17 protein-coding genes are annotated in these 16,907 nt (G+C 64.9%); 12 read left to right on the forward strand and 5 right to left on the reverse strand.

The window, feature by feature from the left end:
* Positions 1-11 precede the first annotated feature (11 nt).
* The 3 genes from AC20117_RS12660 to AC20117_RS12670 form a co-directional block, all read right to left on the reverse strand.
* On the reverse strand, positions 12-587 hold the full coding sequence (locus AC20117_RS12660) for a hypothetical protein (RefSeq protein ID WP_074699429.1): 576 nt from the start codon (positions 585-587) through the stop codon (positions 12-14).
* Positions 584-1,924: a serine/threonine-protein kinase gene (locus AC20117_RS12665; RefSeq protein ID WP_083339570.1), complete on the reverse strand. Its 1,341-nt coding sequence runs from the start codon at positions 1,922-1,924 to the stop codon at positions 584-586. The genes AC20117_RS12660 and AC20117_RS12665 overlap by 4 nt, the downstream gene beginning before the upstream one ends.
* Positions 1,925-2,049: 125 nt before the next feature.
* Positions 2,050-2,508: a DUF4383 domain-containing protein gene (locus AC20117_RS12670; protein WP_074699428.1), complete on the reverse strand. Its 459-nt coding sequence runs from the start codon at positions 2,506-2,508 to the stop codon at positions 2,050-2,052.
* A gap of 153 nt (positions 2,509-2,661) precedes the next feature.
* Between AC20117_RS12670 and AC20117_RS12675 the strand changes: the two genes are divergently transcribed.
* From AC20117_RS12675 to AC20117_RS12690, 4 genes are all read left to right on the forward strand, one after another.
* Entirely contained in the window at positions 2,662-4,251 is a 1,590-nt protein-coding gene (locus AC20117_RS12675) for a molybdopterin-dependent oxidoreductase (protein ID WP_074699427.1), read from the forward strand.
* A gap of 133 nt (positions 4,252-4,384) precedes the next feature.
* Positions 4,385-5,071, forward strand: a complete 687-nt coding sequence (locus AC20117_RS12680; RefSeq protein ID WP_074699426.1) for a fasciclin domain-containing protein — start codon at positions 4,385-4,387, stop codon at positions 5,069-5,071.
* A gap of 146 nt (positions 5,072-5,217) precedes the next feature.
* Complete coding sequence (gene sigK / locus AC20117_RS12685) at positions 5,218-5,799, forward strand: ECF RNA polymerase sigma factor SigK (RefSeq protein WP_074702956.1); 582 nt, start codon at positions 5,218-5,220, stop codon at positions 5,797-5,799.
* Positions 5,799-6,629, forward strand: a complete 831-nt coding sequence (locus tag AC20117_RS12690; RefSeq protein WP_074699425.1) for an anti-sigma factor — start codon at positions 5,799-5,801, stop codon at positions 6,627-6,629. The genes sigK and AC20117_RS12690 overlap by 1 nt, the downstream gene beginning before the upstream one ends.
* A 91-nt stretch (positions 6,630-6,720) precedes the next feature.
* Here the strand turns inward: AC20117_RS12690 and AC20117_RS12695 are convergent, their stop codons facing one another.
* Both AC20117_RS12695 and AC20117_RS12700 read right to left on the reverse strand, forming a co-directional pair.
* Positions 6,721-8,400 carry a thiamine pyrophosphate-dependent enzyme gene (locus AC20117_RS12695; protein WP_074699424.1) on the reverse strand — a complete coding sequence of 560 codons (1,680 nt, stop codon included), beginning with the start codon at positions 8,398-8,400 and terminating at the stop codon, positions 6,721-6,723.
* Positions 8,401-8,609: 209 nt separating this feature from the next.
* Complete coding sequence (locus tag AC20117_RS12700) at positions 8,610-9,266, reverse strand: GntR family transcriptional regulator (protein ID WP_074699423.1); 657 nt, start codon at positions 9,264-9,266, stop codon at positions 8,610-8,612.
* A gap of 181 nt (positions 9,267-9,447) precedes the next feature.
* On the opposite strand from AC20117_RS12700, the gene AC20117_RS12705 reads away from it, so the two are divergent.
* From AC20117_RS12705 to AC20117_RS12740, 8 genes are all read left to right on the forward strand, one after another.
* Positions 9,448-10,509, forward strand: coding sequence for an aromatic ring-hydroxylating dioxygenase subunit alpha (locus tag AC20117_RS12705; protein WP_074699422.1), 1,062 nt, complete (start codon positions 9,448-9,450; stop codon positions 10,507-10,509).
* Positions 10,510-10,517: 8 nt separating this feature from the next.
* A complete protein-coding gene (locus AC20117_RS12710) occupies positions 10,518-10,967 on the forward strand; it encodes a hypothetical protein (RefSeq protein WP_074699421.1) in 450 nt (149 codons plus the stop codon).
* On the forward strand, positions 10,964-12,031 hold the full coding sequence (locus AC20117_RS12715; protein ID WP_083339569.1) for a succinylglutamate desuccinylase/aspartoacylase family protein: 1,068 nt from the start codon (positions 10,964-10,966) through the stop codon (positions 12,029-12,031). Before AC20117_RS12710 ends, AC20117_RS12715 begins: the two co-directional genes overlap by 4 nt.
* Positions 12,032-12,098: 67 nt before the next feature.
* Positions 12,099-13,046, forward strand: a complete 948-nt coding sequence (locus AC20117_RS12720) for an ABC transporter substrate-binding protein (protein WP_074699420.1) — start codon at positions 12,099-12,101, stop codon at positions 13,044-13,046.
* Between the two features lie 18 nt (positions 13,047-13,064).
* A complete protein-coding gene (locus AC20117_RS12725) occupies positions 13,065-14,003 on the forward strand; it encodes an amino acid ABC transporter permease (RefSeq protein ID WP_074699419.1) in 939 nt (312 codons plus the stop codon).
* Complete coding sequence (locus tag AC20117_RS12730) at positions 14,000-14,797, forward strand: amino acid ABC transporter ATP-binding protein (protein WP_074699418.1); 798 nt, start codon at positions 14,000-14,002, stop codon at positions 14,795-14,797. Before AC20117_RS12725 ends, AC20117_RS12730 begins: the two co-directional genes overlap by 4 nt.
* A gap of 21 nt (positions 14,798-14,818) precedes the next feature.
* Positions 14,819-15,775 carry a PDR/VanB family oxidoreductase gene (locus tag AC20117_RS12735; RefSeq protein WP_074699417.1) on the forward strand — a complete coding sequence of 319 codons (957 nt, stop codon included), beginning with the start codon at positions 14,819-14,821 and terminating at the stop codon, positions 15,773-15,775.
* A gap of 93 nt (positions 15,776-15,868) precedes the next feature.
* Positions 15,869-16,822 carry an Lrp/AsnC family transcriptional regulator gene (locus AC20117_RS12740; RefSeq protein ID WP_074699416.1) on the forward strand — a complete coding sequence of 318 codons (954 nt, stop codon included), beginning with the start codon at positions 15,869-15,871 and terminating at the stop codon, positions 16,820-16,822.
* Positions 16,823-16,907 lie beyond the last annotated feature (85 nt).

Below are 16,907 nucleotides of genomic sequence, written 5' to 3' on the forward strand. Positions count from 1 at the left end.
TTAGGTGTGCGTCAGTGGTGTCCGTCATCTGAGTCGTCTCGTTCGTCTTCCCGCTGGTCCCAGGCTTCGTCTTGCTGGTCCTCCCATTGATCCCAGGACTCGTCCTGTTGGTCTTCCCAGCGATCGTGGACTTCGTCATCCCAACTGTGCCGGCCGTCATCGTTGTCCCAGTGTTCCCGGTCCACATTGTCCTCGGAGTTCCGCCAGTCTTCCCCATCATTGGAGAAGGTGTCCTCGCGGGCCGGAGCTTCCGGGATTTGGGCCACGTCCGGCTGGACGGTTTCCCCGGCCAGCGCCTCCAGATCGTTGCGGACTTGGGCCAACGCCTTCGCAGCTTCCTGCTGCATCTCCGCGGCGATATGCCCATTCGCGGCCGCCTTGTCCAAGTCGCTGTCCAGCAGGTCAACTTCGTCCAGGGCCGTGGAAAGGTTCTGTTCTGACGCAAGCTGCCTGATGGTGCCGACCCGTTCCTGCAATATATCGAGGGCAGTTGCGGCTGCATCCTCCTGCTGCGCGCAGCCTGCCAGCAGTGCCGTGGCGGCTACGCCGGCCAGAAGCGTTCGGGTGAGGGCTGCCGGCCGGTTCATGGTGTGAGGCTTTCTTCGAGTTGCTGCAGATGCTCGTCCAGTTCCGCGGGCACTGCCGGAGCGGGCGTTTGCGCGGGTATGGACCTCCCGGAGGTGGCGATCACGGCGCCGAAGATCAGAGCCGCAACCAAGAGGAGCAGGGCCGCTGCCGCAAGGCCGAGTTGGAGCATGGGCGGCTTTCGTTTGCCGCGGGTGCGGACGACCGTGGAGCCGGCCCGCGCCGATCGCTCAAGCCCATTGACTGGAGCCGGTTGCCGGGCCGGCCTTTCCGGCAGCTCCCGCCAGGGCAGGCCTTGGGTGGCATTGGTCATTAGGCTCGTCTTCAGGACGGGCAGGGCAAGGTGTGCTGTCGGCGGTTCGGCGCCGAGGCGGGTGGCGGCCGACGGCATGGCAGCGGCAACGGCACCGGAACCAGCTCCGGCGGAGGGTGCCTCGCTGCCGGAAACCTTGCGCAGGGCCTGGGCGGCCTCGACCGCAACGGGCCGATGCCGCGGATCCTTAGCCGTCATGGCTTCAAGCAGTCCGGCCAGAACCGGGCCGAGGTTCTTCGGTATTCGTGGCGGGCGTACCAGCCTGGCTCTTGCCGATGCCAGGGGCGGGCCGGGGTACTCCAGTTCGCCAGTAAGGCACTGCAGCAGCACCAGGCCAAGAGAGTAGACGTCCGAAGGAGCACCAACCGCAGCGCCGGTCACCTGTTCGGGACTGAGATAGCCGGCGGTGCCCAAAGTGGTCCCGGAAGAGGCCAGCGGCGTTCCGTTGATCATTCTGGCAATGCCGAAATCAGCCAGCTTGGGGTGGGGAGCTTCATCGTCAAAGTAGCGGGCCATCACGATGTTGCCCGGCTTCACATCCCGGTGGACGATGTTGCGCCGGTGGATGTAATGCAGGGCGGAAGCCAGTTCGGCGCCGAGCCGGGCGGTTTCCAGATAATCCAGCGGACCGGCGTCGAGGTAGCGTCCGAGGTCCACCCCCGGGATGAGTTCCATAACCAGCCAGGACACCGTCCCGCCGTCGAAAGGGGAGCTGCCGGCGTCGTAAAGCGTGACGAGGCCCGGGTGGTTCAGCCGGGCCAGCGTCGCGATTTCTTCCTGGTGCCACCGGAGGCGTTCCGGGTCAACGGGGTCCGGACGGTAAACCTTGAGGGCCACCTCACGGCCAAGGACTTCGTCAACGGCACGATAAACCGTACTCATGCCGCCGATCCCGATGACCGGACCCACTCGGTAACGGCCGCCCAGGAGGGTGTCCGGGATACCCGGAACCAGGTGGTCCGTCATCAGATTCCCCGTCGTTCCCGGCGGGGTTCTGGTGGCAAAGACGCCGTCTTTAGCTGTCATAGCCGTCCGCTCCCTGCAGCCAGAAATGCTGTCTGGCCCTGCTCGCGTATTTCCCCATGCGGGGCTATGAGTAGGACCTTAGGCGGCCAACCTATGAAGAAGCTGTGACAGTCCTTTGTTCCGTTTCAGGCCTTGGCTGCCGTGTGCCCACGTCCCAGCAGGAGACCGAGGCCGAGCATGGCGATACCGAGGACAAAGTGCAGCCAGTTATCGGCCGTGTTCAGCGGGACGAAGTTGGCCGGGGACTCGTGCCCGATAACCAGCCCGTAGATCCACAGCACTAGGTAGATGGCTCCACCCCAGACGAGGTAGCTCCGGGAACCGGTCCAGCTGCGCGACAGCGCCAGACCGACGACGCCGAAAAGCAGGTGCACGATGTTATGCAGGATGGAGACCTGGAACAGTCCCAGCAGCATGGCACCGGACTGGTGACCGGCGAAACTGAGCTGATCGACCCCGCTGGTAATGCCCGGAACGAAGCCCAGGATCCCGACCAGCAGGAAGACCGCACCGACGGCCAAAGTTACTGTCTGAACGCTGGTCCGCCTGCCACCACGGATGCTGGTTTGATCTGACGTAGTCATGATGCTCTTCCTCTCTGATGGACTTGCTTCTCGACGGCCACGTAGTAGTCGTGTGGACTCGCCTGTCCAGTATTCGGAGCAGACGCGCGGGCGGTTTGGACCTTCTTTGAAAATCCGGCCAATACTTTTGGCCGGCGGCTACGAATACCGGGTGTGAAGAAGCTCAAGAGAATCCCGTTGTCTGTCCTGACCGCAGCGCTCGCCGGACTGGTTTCGGCCGGAGTGCTGCTGGGAGTCGCCCAGCTGGCCGGCGTCTGGTTCCGTCCGGCCGCTTCGCCGCTGGTCGCTCTCGGCGCTGCGTTTATCGACTTCACTCCGACCTGGCTGAAGAATTTTGCCGTCGAAACCTTCGGCACGGCGGACAAGACCGTCCTGTTCATCGCGATGGGCGTGGTCACGGCAGTACTGGCCTGCCTGGTCGGACTGCTCGCCCGGCGCCGCTGGACGTGGGGTGCCGCGGCAGTGATACTGCTGGGCGCAGTGGTGGGTACTGCCGTGATCACCCGGGCGGGAGCTGGTGTCCTGGATCTAATCCCGACGGCGGCAGGAACCCTGGCCGGACTCGCTTCGCTGCGGCTGCTGGAGCGACGCATACCTGAGGCAGGAGAAATCAGGACGGCGACTGCCGCAGCTGGTCCGGACGTTACGGTCGCCCCCGCTGCCTCCGGCACTCCCACAAGGCGTTCCTTCTTTGCCGCAGCGGGTCTGCTCGCCGTGACCGCCGCAGTCGTGGGGGCCGGCGGCACCGCGCTCGCCGGCCTGCGCAACAGCGTGGAGGATTTCCGTAAGGCGCTCCGGCTGCCCTCGCCGTTCCGGAAAGCAGAACCGCTGCCGGCCGGTGTCCATGCGCCGGTAGATGGCGTGGTCCCTTTCGTCACGCCCAATGCGGACTTCTACCGGATCGATACGGCGCTGGCCGTTCCCCGGGTTGATCCGCAGACCTGGCAGCTTCGCGTGCACGGCATGGTGGAGGAGGAATTCACCATGTCATTCCAGGAGCTGCTGGATTCCGAACTGCTGGAGTCCTATGTGACGCTGACCTGCGTCTCCAACCCCGTCGGTGGCGACCTGGCTGGCAACGCCAAGTGGCTCGGCTATCCGCTGGCGAAGGTACTGGAACGCGCCCGCCCGCTACCAGGCTCGGACATGGTGCTCTCCACCAGCGTCGACGGCTTCAGTGCCTCGACACCGCTGGAGGTGCTGCGGGATGGCCGGGACGCGTTGCTCGCGGTCGGCATGAACGGCGAACCGCTGCCGCTGGACCACGGTTTCCCCGTGCGGATGGTGGTACCCGGGCTCTACGGCTTCGTGTCGGCCACCAAGTGGGTGGTGGATCTGGAGGTCACAAGGTTCCAGGACAAGACCGCCTACTGGACGGACCGCGGCTGGTCGGAGCGCGCCCCCATCAAGACAGCATCGCGGATCGAAGCCCCGCGGCCGTTCGCACGCGTGCCGGCAGGAAAGGTTGCCGTCGGCGGCACCGCCTGGGCACAGCAGCGCGGCATTGAACGGGTGGAAGTGCAGGTGGACGATGGACGCTGGCAGGAAGCGGAGCTGGCCGCCGAAGCCACGGTGGACACCTGGCGCCAATGGTCGTTCAGCTGGCAGGCCGAGCCCGGGCAGCACTACCTGCGGGTCCGCTCCTACGACGCGGTGGACGGACTGCAGACCGATGAGCGGGCGGATCCGATTCCGAACGGCGCCTCGGGCTGGCATTCCATCAGCGTCACGGTTGAGCCCTGACCGGATCCCAAAGATTTTTCGGAACACTTCCAATCCATTCCGGCAGCGGTTCCGAATACATCATGACAGCCCGGAAGCGTTGCTTCCGGAACAGGAGGCGGCAGCCGCCGCGCCACCCTCAAGGAGAAAAGCCATGTTGAAGAACAGCAGCAGGAACTTTGCAGCACTCGGAATGATCGCAGTGGCGACCCTCGGCCTGTCCGCCTGCGGCGGCGGATCCGAAGATGCGGACAACGCCGGCGCGGCTCCCGAATCAACCACCGGAGCCGAGGCGACCGCAAAGGAGTCCATGGCCCCGGAGTCCGGCGAAGCGATGGATCCCGCCGCCAACCTCGTCGGCCCGGCCTGCGCCGACTACGCAGCCGCGGTGCCGGACGGCGCCGGATCCGTGGCCGGCATGGCGCAGGACCCGGTTGCCGTCGCCGCCTCCAACAACCCGATGCTCACCCAGCTGACCGCAGCCGTCTCCGGCGAGCTGAACCCCAAGGTCGATCTGGTGGACACGCTGAACAGCGGCGAATTCACCGTCTTCGCACCCGTGGATGACGCGTTCGGCGCGATCCCCGCCGAAACCCTAGAATCCCTCAAGACCGACGACGCCACGCTGAGCACCATCCTGACCTACCACGTAGTGGAAGGACAGCTGAGCCCGGACGAGATCGTCGGTGAGCACACCACCGTGCAGGGCGAGTCCCTTGAGGTCAGCGGCAGCGGCGACGAGTTGATGGTCAACGACGCCAACGTTGTCTGCGGCGGCGTCCAGACCGCCAACGCCACGGTCTACATGATCGATTCGGTCCTGATGCCGCCGGCCAAGTAGCCGCAAAACTCCGCTGGGGGGAGCGGAAGGGGGGAGAACGACGGCGGCAGCCCGCCTGCCGCCGTCGTTCATCGGGAAAAATTGCAGGGCCGACACAGGAACCAGGGAGGTGCGGAGTGTCCGACGGGCGTGAGAACCTTGAAGCCATGCGATTGCCATGGCTGCGCCCCGTGGGGCCGGACGCCCCGCCGACACAGGAGGAGCTCATCCGGCGCGTAGCGCTGGGGGACGAATCCGCGTTCGAATCGCTCTATGACTCGGTGTCGCCCACCATCTTCGGGCTGGTGCGCAGGGTGGTCAGGGACCCGGCGCAAAGCGAGGAAGTCACGCAGGAAATCTTCGTCGAAATCTGGCAGAACGCCGCCCGGTTCGACGCGGACCGCGGCAAGGCCCTCTCATGGATCCTGGTGATCGCCCACCGGCGGGCCGTGGACCGGGTGCGGGCCAGCCAGGCCAGCATGGACCGGGACCTGCGCCAGGGGGCCAAGGAATACCAAGCCAGCTACGACGACGTCGCGGATACAGTTGAACTGCGGCTGGAATCCGAACGCGTGAACAAGGCGCTCGCCAGCCTGACGGACAGCCAGCGCGAGGCGATCACGCTGGCCTACTACGGCGGCCATACCCACCGGGAGGTCGCCACAATGCTGCACATTCCGGTGGGAACAGTAAAGACGCGGATCCGCGATGGCATGATCCGCCTTAGGGACAAGTTGGGAGTGGCGTGATGGACGAGCAGCTGCATCTGTTGACCGGCGCGTACGCCCTCAACGCCCTGGACGACGACGAACGCGATGCCTTTGAACGGCATACCCTGGGCACCGTGGACACCCGCGAGGAAGTCCGCGGACTGAGCGAAACCGCCGCCATGCTGGCCTACGGCACACCCGCCGTCGCCCCGCCGCCGGAACTCAAATCCAAGGTCATGGCCTCCATCCGCAACACCCGCCAGCTCCCCGTGGACGCGGTGGTCGCGGACCTCGATACCAAGCGGCTTGAGGGCGGAGAAGCCCGAACCGGTCGCAGGGCCCGTGTCAGCGGCAACGGCCGCAGTTCTGACCGTGCCAGGGCCAGAAGTACGACGGCGGTGCGTTGGCTAAGTGCCGCGGCCGGGGTTTTGTTGGTAACCACCGCCGCGCTGGGCGGCTGGGCCGTGGGCGTTTCCAATGACCAGGAACGGACCGAGCAGCGACTGCAGGCGCTGGCCGAGCAGCAGAGCCAGGTGATGTCGGTCCTGACGGCGCCGGACGCCAAGATGATTCCGGGCCGGATGCCGGACGGCGCCGCGGTGACCATCGCCTTGTCCGCGCAGGCTGACAAGGGCGCAGTGATCACGCACGACCTCCCTCAGCTGGAGCAGGACCGGACCTACGAACTCTGGCTGATCTCGGACGAGGGCGCCCAGCCCGCCGGCTTGATCCAGGCGGACGCCGCAGGGCAGACCAGCATGAGGCTGCTGGAAGGCGTCTCCGGTGCCACCCATCTGGGCATCACGGTGGAACCTGCCGGCGGATCACCCCAGCCCACCACGGATCCGATCATGCTGCAGGAACTGTAGGCGGATCCAGCCTGGCTACCAGCCGTTAAACGCTGCGGGCGGTCACCGAAAAGGTGACCGCCCGCCGTCGTAAGCCGGACCGCGCCGGGGCTTAGTAGGCGCGGACCCGCTGCTCGACCACGAGGTGGATGAGTGCGAAGGTCTTCTGCTCGTCGATCGCCTTCAGGGCCGCTTCGAGTGCGGCGGGCACATCGGCGTCGTTCTCCACCTTGATGCCGAAACCACCGAAGGCCTGGGCCATCAGCGCGAACTCCGGGTTCTTCAGCTGGGTTCCGGAGATCCGCTCGGGGTAGTGCCGCTCCTGGTGGGTGCGGATGGTGCCGTATTCCTGGTTGTCCATCACGATGACCAGCGGCGTGGCACCGTACTGTGCCGCCGTGGCCAGCTCCTGGCCGTTCATCAGGAACTCGCCGTCGCCGGCAATGGTCACCACACGGCGTCCGGGGTGCGCCAGCGAGGCGGCAATGGCGGACGGGATCGAGTAGCCCATGGAACCGTTGCGGGCGCTGAGCATCGAGGCGTACTGCTGGGTGGGGAAGTAGCGGTGCGCCCAGTTGGTGTGCTCGCCGGCGCCCAGCGTGACCATGGCGTCTTCGGGCAGGTCGCGGACCATGTTGGCCATCAGGGTGTCCATCCGGGCCTGGCCGGCCGTGGGCTCGGCCGGCGGCAGGGCGGCGAACTTCTCCTGCTCGGCGCGCATCCGTTCGGTCCAGGTCTTCCATTCCGGCTTGACCGGCAGGTCCATCATCACGAGGTCGCGGACAAAGACATCCGGCTTCGCCACGATCTGGTGCGATACTGCGCCGGAACGGCCGCGCAGCGACGGGTCAATGGTGACGAGGAAGTTCTTCTTCGACCAGTCCTGGCGGACCAGGAAGCCGTCGGTGATGACGTCGCCGGGCACGGTGCCGACGAAGATCAGCAGGTCCGTTTCCTCCAGCAGGTCGTACGTTGGCTTGGGCCGGCCATAGCCGATCGGACCCACGTAGGACGGCGAATCGAAGGGAACAATGCCTTCGCAGCGCCACTCGGCGGCGGCGGCAATATGGTGGTCTTCCAGCCAGTTGGACAGCGCCGTCGCGCCCTCCTGGGTCCAGTCATTGCCGCCGACAACAAAAAGCGGCTTCTCGGCATCCTTGAGCGCGGACTTCAGTGCCTTCCAGTCGGTGACGGTCATGCCGCCCTGGGCCACGGGGATTTCGGGGTGCAGCGTCGGCTCGATCTGCTCGCGGATGATGTCTTCCGGCAGACCAACGACGACGGGGCCCGGGCGTCCGTTCATCGCTGCGAACATGGCTTCGGCGACGATTTCGGACGCGCGCTCGGCGTGGTCCAGCACCATGACGCGCTTGGCGCCGGTATCGAACCAGGACTTGATGTCAAACTCCTGGAAGGCCTCGCGGTCCCGGTGCTCGAAGGGAATCAGCCCGACGAAGAGGACCATCGGGGTGGAGTCCTGCCATGCCGTGTGCAGGCCGACGTGCGCGTTGGCCGCTCCAGGACCGCGGGTGACCATGGCGATGCCGGGCACCTGGTTCATCTTGCCATCGGCCTCGGCCATGTAGGCGGCGCCGCCTTCGTGGCGGCAGACCACGGTCTCGATGTCGGACTCATGCAGGCCGTCGAGGACATCCAGGAAGCTCTCGCCGGGAACCACATAGGTGCGCTTCACCCCGTGTGCCACCAGCGTGTCCACAATGACGTGCCCAGCTGACTTCAGCAGCGGCTGCTGCTCCTTGGCGTCGGCTGGTTCCACGGTCAACTGCGTCATGGGTGTCCTCTTTCATCTTTGAATGAACAGTTTGGTCGATTCGTCAATGTGCGGTCGCATGGATTTTGCACATTGCGATTGAGCAAAAGTTACATCACTAACGGCGTAGGACGTCAGCGGGCAGGACACAGTGGGGTAATGAATGTGAATCGCGGCACTTTGGGTTGTTTTCGCTGATCGTCGCGCTCCGGTGGGCCGGAAGGCTCGCTTTAGCCGATCGGCTCAAAACGATTGGGGTCCTTAACATCGTGGCAGTGTGCCAGGACCTCGACGGCGCGGGGAATGTCCTGGTCCCTGAGTGCCTGGAGGATTCGGCGGTGGTCGTGGATGACCTTGGCCTGGTGTTCGGGGCCTTGGCGGTAGGTGAGGGTGATGCGGTGCTGGATGGGATGGTTCCAGATCGACGTGATGACGCCGCGCAGGTAGTCGTTGCCGGAGGGCTCGACCAAGGCTAAATGGAACGCCCGCCCAAGCCTGAAGAGTTCTGCGCTGTCCTCTGGATCGACGATTTCCGTTTCATCGATGAGGCCCTTGAGCCGCACCAGCTGCTGCGGCGTATAGGCGCCGGCCGCCCGTTGGACTGCGAGGGATTCGAGCGCGTAACGGACCTCGTAGACATTCTCGATCTCGCGCTCATCCAACTGGTTGACGATATAGCCCTTGCCCGGAACGAGCGTGGTCAGTCCTTCAAGGGTCAACTGCGTCAGGGCGTCGCGGACGGGGGTCCGGGAGACGCCGTATTGTGCCGCAACCGTCTCTTGGGCCAGCGCTGAACCCGGTTCGATAGTGCCGCTGATGATGTCGGCGCTGATTTGTTCGTAGACGCGCACGGCCAGAGGCCTCACATCATTCGGCATTCCGGCCATGGCGGTCCTCCTTGGGTCTGATCCATCTTGGCATGAAGTCATTCCGTCGCCCATCCGCGCCGCACACCTATGGGGAATAGGCCCTTCCTGACGCCATTCGTAAACCTTTTTGAAAAAGTGGTTGACCTCACACGGAAGCTCTGAATACAGTGTATACACCCTGACCGAGGAGATCTAGAAAATGTATGTGTTGAACACCTGGTACGTAGCGGCGTGGTCCACTGAAGTGACGCGCAAGCCCGTTCGCCGGGTCATCTGCGAACAGCCCATCGTCCTGTTCCGCACCCAGGACAACCAGGCCATCGCGCTGGCGGATCGCTGTGCCCACCGTGCCTTCCCGCTGTCGGAAGGCCGCACCATCGGAGATTCGGTGGAATGCGGTTACCACGGTTTCACGTACGGTCCCGATGGCATATGCACGAAAGTGCCGGCCCAGTCGTCGATCCCGGAACGCGCAAAGGTGCGCAAGTATCCGGTGGTGGAGCAGGACGGCTGGATCTGGGTCTGGACCGGTGACCCGGAATTGGCGGATCCCGCCGACGTGCCCGACACGCACTGGATGGTGGATCCGGAGTGGGCCACGGTGACGCATTCGTACAACTTCAAGTGCCGGGCGGACCTGATCCATGACAACCTGCTGGACCTGACCCACGAGTCTTTCCTGCACAAAACCACCGTGGGCGACGACTACATCTACGAGCACGGCATCACGGTGGAGGTCGAGGGCAACGTGGTCAGCGTCGACCGCCTGATGCCCTCGGTGGAAGCTCCGCCGCTATACGCCGAGACGATGGACGCCCGCGGCTTGTTCGACCGCTTCCACTGCACGGAGTTCTTCGTGCCGAACCTCCATGTCCTCCACTCCGGTATCACCGGCGAGGGCAAGCCGCGCGAAGACGGCTACCTGATCAAGGTCCTCAACGGCATCACCCCGATCGATGCGCACAATTCCTGGTACTACTACGCCTTCAGCCGCAATTTCGCTGTCAACAATGAGCAAGCCACCGAGGATCTGCGCGTTGGCCTGGCCACGGTGCTGGATGAGGACGCGTCGGCGCTGGAGGCGCAGGAGATCGGGATGCAGACTCGGCCCGAGGGCGAGTTCGACGTGCTGATCGCCCAGGACGGCGGCGTTGCCAAGGCCCGGCGCATCCTCAGCGCACTGCTGAAGAAGGAACAGCAGGCGAAGTCCGCGGCGGGTCCGGCCGTTCGCCGGGAGCCGGTTGCTCCCAGGACAGCGTAGGTGCCCGCATGTGGATGCTGATTAGAGCCAACGCATTGGGCGGTGAGACCGCACCCGGAACCGGCGCCAGGATTCTTGCGGCCTGTCCGGACTCAGCCGAGCGGGGAGACCCGTGGCGCTGGACCGTGGAGTTGGATGAATCCGGACCGGAACCGGCAGTAGCGCTCGACGCCGATGCCAGCTACATCTCCTCCGAAAGCCGCCGCTTCACCGGCGGTTACACGGGAGTGCTGCAGCGCGGCGCCGGCGAGCAGCTGGTGGTGACGGGGCTGGTAGGCGAAGCTCTCGTCGCGGCCGAGGACGGACCCTGGGAACGCTGGCTCCGTGCGGGCGATGTTTTCATCGTCGAAGGCGAGGATGCCGAGACAATCAGACTCTCGCTTGCCGAAGGCGATGCCGCAGTCCAGGTCATCACCCTCGCCCCGAGGCAAACCAAGGTTCTGCGGTGGGTCCCATGACCGCCGGCAGCGCCGTTGACGCCCTACAGCGAACGTCGGGTACATCAGGTACGGCCCTGCACGGGATCGAGCCGGGCCGGCCGGGCAAGCAGCTTGGCTTTGCCGGCCTGTCCCATTCGGACAATGTCTACGACAACGGGCTGATTCCGGTGCCTGTCGCGGTCATTTCCTCCGGGACGGGACCGACAGCGTTGCTGGTCGCCGGCACCCACGGGGACGAATACGAAGGCCAGGTGGTGCTGCATGAACTGATCCGCTCACTGCAACCGGAGCAGCTGAACGGCACGGTGGTCATCGTGCCCGCCGCAAATGCGCCGGCAGTACGGGCCGGCACCAGGGTTTCGCCGATCGACGGCGGCAACCTCAACCGCAGCTATCCGGGACAAGCGCGCAGCGGTCCCACGGACCAGGTTGCCGACCTGATCGCGGCCACGCTGCTGCCGGAGGCCGACGTCGTTATTGATCTGCACTCCGGCGGTTCCAACTCCACCTACCTTCCCAGCATGTTCATCTACCGCGGGCCGGACCAGCAGACGTGGGAGCGGAAGGTCTCCGCGACGCGGGCCATGGGGCTGCCCTATGTGATGGTGGTGCAGCCCCGCCTTGAACCTGGTTCGCTCAGTACCGCTGGCGACGACGCCGGCGTGCTGGCACTGTCCACGGAACTCGGCGGCGGAGGCACGGTGGATCCGGTCATCCTGGCTGACGCGCGGCGCGGTGTGCGCTCCCTGCTGGCCCACATGGGAATCCTGGCAGCGCAGCCCGGCACCGAGGTACAGCCGGAAGGAACGGCCGCCGAACCGACCTGGCTGGAGCTGGTGCCCGAGTCACCGGTCATGGCTACCGCTGCGGGGATCTTCGAGCCGCTGGTGGCCTTGGGCCAGCGGGTCCGGGCGGGCGATCCCGTTGCGCGGGTCCATGCCATCGATGACCTGGAGCGCGGCCCCCGGGAGTACACGGCCCGGGTGGACGGCGTCGTTGCCATCCTGCGCCGGCCGGCACTGGTCGCGCTGGGCAACTACCTGCTGCATGTAGCACCTGAACTTGAAGCACCGAGGCACTGATCGTCTCCTGATCAATGCCGGATATCCATAACCGGACAACGCGGTCCGGACCATGAAAGGAAAATCCATGCGTCATTCCCGTCAACGTGCCACCCGTTCAACCATCCTGGCCGGCTCCGTTCTGCTGGCCCTGTCCCTGAGCGCCTGCACCAACGCTTCCCAGGCCGCACCGGAGCCGGCCGGTTCAGCGGCACCGGCCGAGGCCGCTGCCGGCACGGAAGCCGTTGCCGTCAACGAGGCTGCCAGGGACCTGCTGCCTGAGGAGATCCGTGCCGCCGGAACTCTGCGCGTGGCCTCGGACCCGACCTACGCTCCGTTCGAGTACTACGACACCGACAACAAGACGATGATCGGCTACGACGTCGACTTCTCCGACGCCATAGGCGCCGCCCTGGGCCTGGAAGTCGAACATGTGCCGGCAACGTTCGATACCATCCTGCCGGGCCTGGCCTCCGGAAAGTACGACATGGCCATGTCGGCCTTCTCTATCACCCCGGAACGCGAGAAGATTGTCGACTTCGTGAAGTACCTCGACGGCGGCTCCGGCGTCGCCGTCGTTCCCGGAAACCCCAAGAACATCTCCATGGATCCAATGAGTATGTGCGGCAAGAAGATCGCCGGGCAGAAGGGCTCCATCCAGTCGATGGACTACCTACCCACGTTCTCCAAAGAATGTGCGGACGCCGGCAAGGAACCGATCAACATCCAGAACTTCCCGGGCCAGACAGATGCCAACCTTGCGCTCACCTCCGGCCGGGTGGACGCCGTCGTCGCGGACAGCATCTCGCTGGCCTACCAGGGCAAGGAAGCCGGAGGTCAGTTCGAACTGGCCGCCGGCGAGGACTATGATCCGATTCCCACCGGCATCGCCCTCAGTCAGGACGCCGGGCTGCAGGCAGCGGTGACCGAGGCGGCCCGTGGCATCCTCGACAGCGACTACTACCAGGAAATCGGCGAGAAGTGGAGCATGCCGGACTCTGTCCTGCTGACCTCCGACGCCTTGGACGAGAAGTAGAGGAGGGGAATCCGCCGCATGACTGCCGTGACCGCCCGAACAGAGCAAGCAGCCGCCACCGGCGACGGCTACACCGTTGTGAAGGCCAAACACCCCGGCCGGTGGCTGTCCGCCGTCGTCATCATTGTGATCGCGGGGCTGCTGCTGCGCTCCGTGATCACCAACCCCAACTTCGGCTGGGACGTCGTCGGACTCTATCTGCGCGATGTATCCATTGGCCGCGGCATCCTCGTCACCCTTGGTTTGACGGCGATCAGCATGGCCATCGGCATCGTGCTCGGCGTGGTCTTCGCAGTCATGCGGCTCTCGGCCAATCCGATTGTCCGCGGCGCCGCCTTCGCCTACGTGAACTTCTTCCGGGGCACACCGGTGCTGGTGCAGTTGCTGTTCTGGTTCAACCTGGCGGCGCTGTACCCGGTCATCACGCTCGGTATCCCCGGCGTGCAGTTGGACGCAAACCAGCTGATCACACCCATGACAGCGGCAATCCTTGGGCTCGGCCTGAACCAGGGCGCGTACATGTCCGAGATCGTCCGGGCCGGCATTCTCTCCGTGGACCACGGGCAGACGGAGGCGGCCGAGGCCTTGGGCATCACCCGGCTGCAGACCATGCGCCGGGTGGTGCTGCCGCAGGCAATGCGCGTGATCATCCCGCCCACGGGCAACGAAACCATCGGCATGCTCAAGACTACCGCGTTGGTCAGTGTGATCTCGGTGCCGGAACTGCTGTATTCCGCCCAAATCATCTACGCACGGACCTTCGAGACCGTGCCGCTGCTGATCGTCGCCAGCCTCTGGTACCTGCTGATCACTTCGATCCTGACGGTTGGCCAGTACTACCTTGAGCGGCGGTTTGCCCGCGGCAACCAGCGGAACCTGCCGCCGACGCCGCTGCAGCAGCTGAAGAGGTTTTTCGCCACCCATGACGCACTCTCCCTGAAAGGCGGAAAAAAATGACGGCTACGCACAACGTTGAACCGATGGTCAAAGCCGACGCGATCTGCAAGAACTTCGGCTCCAACCAGGTGCTGAAGGGCATCGACCTGCACGTCCAGCCGGGCGAAGTGGTTTGCCTGATCGGCCCGTCCGGATCCGGGAAGAGCACGTTCCTGCGCTGCATCAACCATCTGGAAACGGTCGACGGCGGCCGGATGTGGGTGAACGGCAAGATTGTCGGCTATGACCTCAAGGGCAGCAAACTCTACGAGCAGAGCCACAACGACGTCTGCCGCAGCCGTTCCGAAGTCGGCATGGTCTTCCAGCAGTTCAACCTGTTTCCGCACATGACCGTGCTGGAGAACCTGATCGAGGCGCCGCGGCTGGTGCGGAAGGAGAAGAAAGCCAAGGCAGTGGCGCGGGCCATGTCCCTGCTGGAGAAGGTGGGGCTGGCCGAGAAGGCCCAGTCCTATCCGCGCCAGCTCTCCGGTGGCCAGCAGCAGCGGGTGGCGATCGCCCGCGCCCTGTGCATGGAGCCGCAACTGATGCTCTTCGACGAGCCGACGTCCGCCTTGGACCCGGAACTGGTGGGCGAAGTCCTGAAGGTGATGAAGGACCTGGCCAACTCCGGCATGACCATGGTGGTGGTCACGCACGAGATGAACTTTGCCCGCGACGTCGCCGACCGGGTGGTCTTCATGGCCGACGGCTACGTGGTGGAGCAGGGACCTGCCCGGGAGGTCATCACCAATCCGCAGAACGAACGCACCAAGGCCTTCCTCGCCTCGGTGCTCTCCGAACCGGCCGCGGCCTGAACTATCAATGGTGAATGAATCATGAATGAAGAATTTTTCGACGTCGAGGTCCGCTCGATCCAACGGGAGTCCAGCAGCGTGGTTTCGCTGCGGCTGGAACACCCGCTGGGGGAGGAGCTGCCGGAGTGGAAACCCGGATCCCATGTGGATGTCCTCCTGCCCAACGGGATTCTGCGGCAGTATTCGCTCTGCTCAAAGACAGCGGACCGGGCTGCGTGGCGTCTAGGAGTGCTGCGTGAAGCCGAAGGACGCGGCGGCTCCGCCTATGTCCACGACGAGTTGAAGCCCGGCACCAAGATCCAGCTCCGCGGGCCGCGCAACAACTTCGCGCTGGAGGCTGCGGCCGGCTATGTTTTCATCGCCGGTGGCATCGGCATCACGCCGGTGCTGCCGATGGTCCGCGATGCAGCCGAACGCGGAGTGCCCTGGCGGCTGGTGTACCTGGGCCGGAGCCGTGAGTCCATGGCGTTCTTGGAGGAAATACAGGCGCTCGGCGGGAACGTCGAAATCCACGCCGACGACGAAAGCGGGCTCTACCCGCTGGCCGAACTGCTTGGCGGGCTCGATGCGGGCACCCATGTGTATGCATGCGGGCCGGGGCCGCTGCTGAACGTGCTCCAGTCCATCGCAGACGGTTGGGAGGATCCCGCACGCTTCCACTGCGAGAGGTTCACCGCCAGTGGAGAATCCCCATCCTTGTTGAAAAGCGGAAATTCTTCCTTTGTAGTGGAACTGACTGATGGAACAGAGATCCCAGTGGGGCCAGGCGAATCGATCCTGCAAGCTTTGGAGTCTGCAGGGATCAACCAGCCGAACTCCTGCCGGGAAGGAATCTGCGGCACCTGCGAGACCGGCGTGCTGGGTGGCGAGATCGATCACCGGGACTCGCTGCTCTCCGATGACGAGCGCGCGGCCCAAGACACCATGATGATCTGCGTCTCCCGGTGCAAGGGCAAGCGCCTGCTGCTGGACCTGTGAGGCGTCCCCGCTGCTTGTAAGCTGGACGAATGCTTAGAAGCCCTGCTGGTCTGTCCCTGGTTCTGTCCGGCCGTGGCGGATGGGAGTAGGCACGTGCACGAGCTGACAGTGCTGGAGCAGCAGATCGTCACGGCGCTTCAAGTAGACCCGCGCGCGTCCTGGCGCAAAATCGCTTCGGTCCTCAGGGAACCCGAGCGGACCGTCGCCCGGCGGGGGAGTGAACTGCTCGAGTCCGGTATCGTCGGCGTGCTCGGGATCCGCCTGCGGCCGACGCCGGTACTGGTTGAAATGCGCTGTGCCCCGGGGACTGCGCGGGTCGCCGTCCAGGCGATGGCTCAACGAGCGGATACTTCCTTCGTCTATATGGTCACGGGCACTGCGGACTGCCTGGCCGAGATCCTCACCGACCGGGACCGGCTGCATTCGGCGCTGGCCGATGAGCTGCCCGGAATTGCCGGGCTCCAGCACGTCAACACCTACCCGATCCTGCGCTACTTCAAGACTCTGCGGGCCTGGCAGCCTGGACCGCTCACGGTTGAGCAACGTGCCGCACTGCAGCCCGTCCCGCTCAGGGATCCGGCAGTGTTCGGCGAATACCCGGAGATGACCAAGGTGGACGAGCAGATTGCCACAGTGCTGTGCGAGGACGGCCGGGCGTCCTTCGAAGCCATTGCTCGACGGGTGGGAGTCTCCGAGGCAACGGCACGGCGACGCACCGAATGGCTGCTGGAAACCAACACCGTGCACCTGCGCGCCCTCGTCGAACCGGCAGCGCTGGGACTGCCGGTCGAGGCATTGTTATGGATCAAAACCAGCCCCGCCCAGCTCGAAACCCTTGGACAGCGCTTGGCCGCGCTGCCGGAGACGCGGTATGTGGCAGCTATTACCGGGGACTACCAGATCCTCGCGGACGTCACCGTGGCGAACAACCAGGCGCTGTATGACTTCACCAGCAGCGGCGCCTGGACCGCCGACGTTGCCCAGATCAGCACCTCGCTGCTGCTGCATGCGCGCAAACGCGGTGGCCGCCTCACACCAGGGAAATAGCAAAACCGCGATCCCGGTGACGCTATCAGCCGCCACTGCCTTCGGTGATAGGGCCTCGTGACGGATTAGGGCAGAGATTTGGCAG

This window comes from Arthrobacter crystallopoietes (genome assembly GCF_002849715.1).
GTDB lineage: Bacteria > Actinomycetota > Actinomycetes > Actinomycetales > Micrococcaceae > Crystallibacter > Crystallibacter crystallopoietes.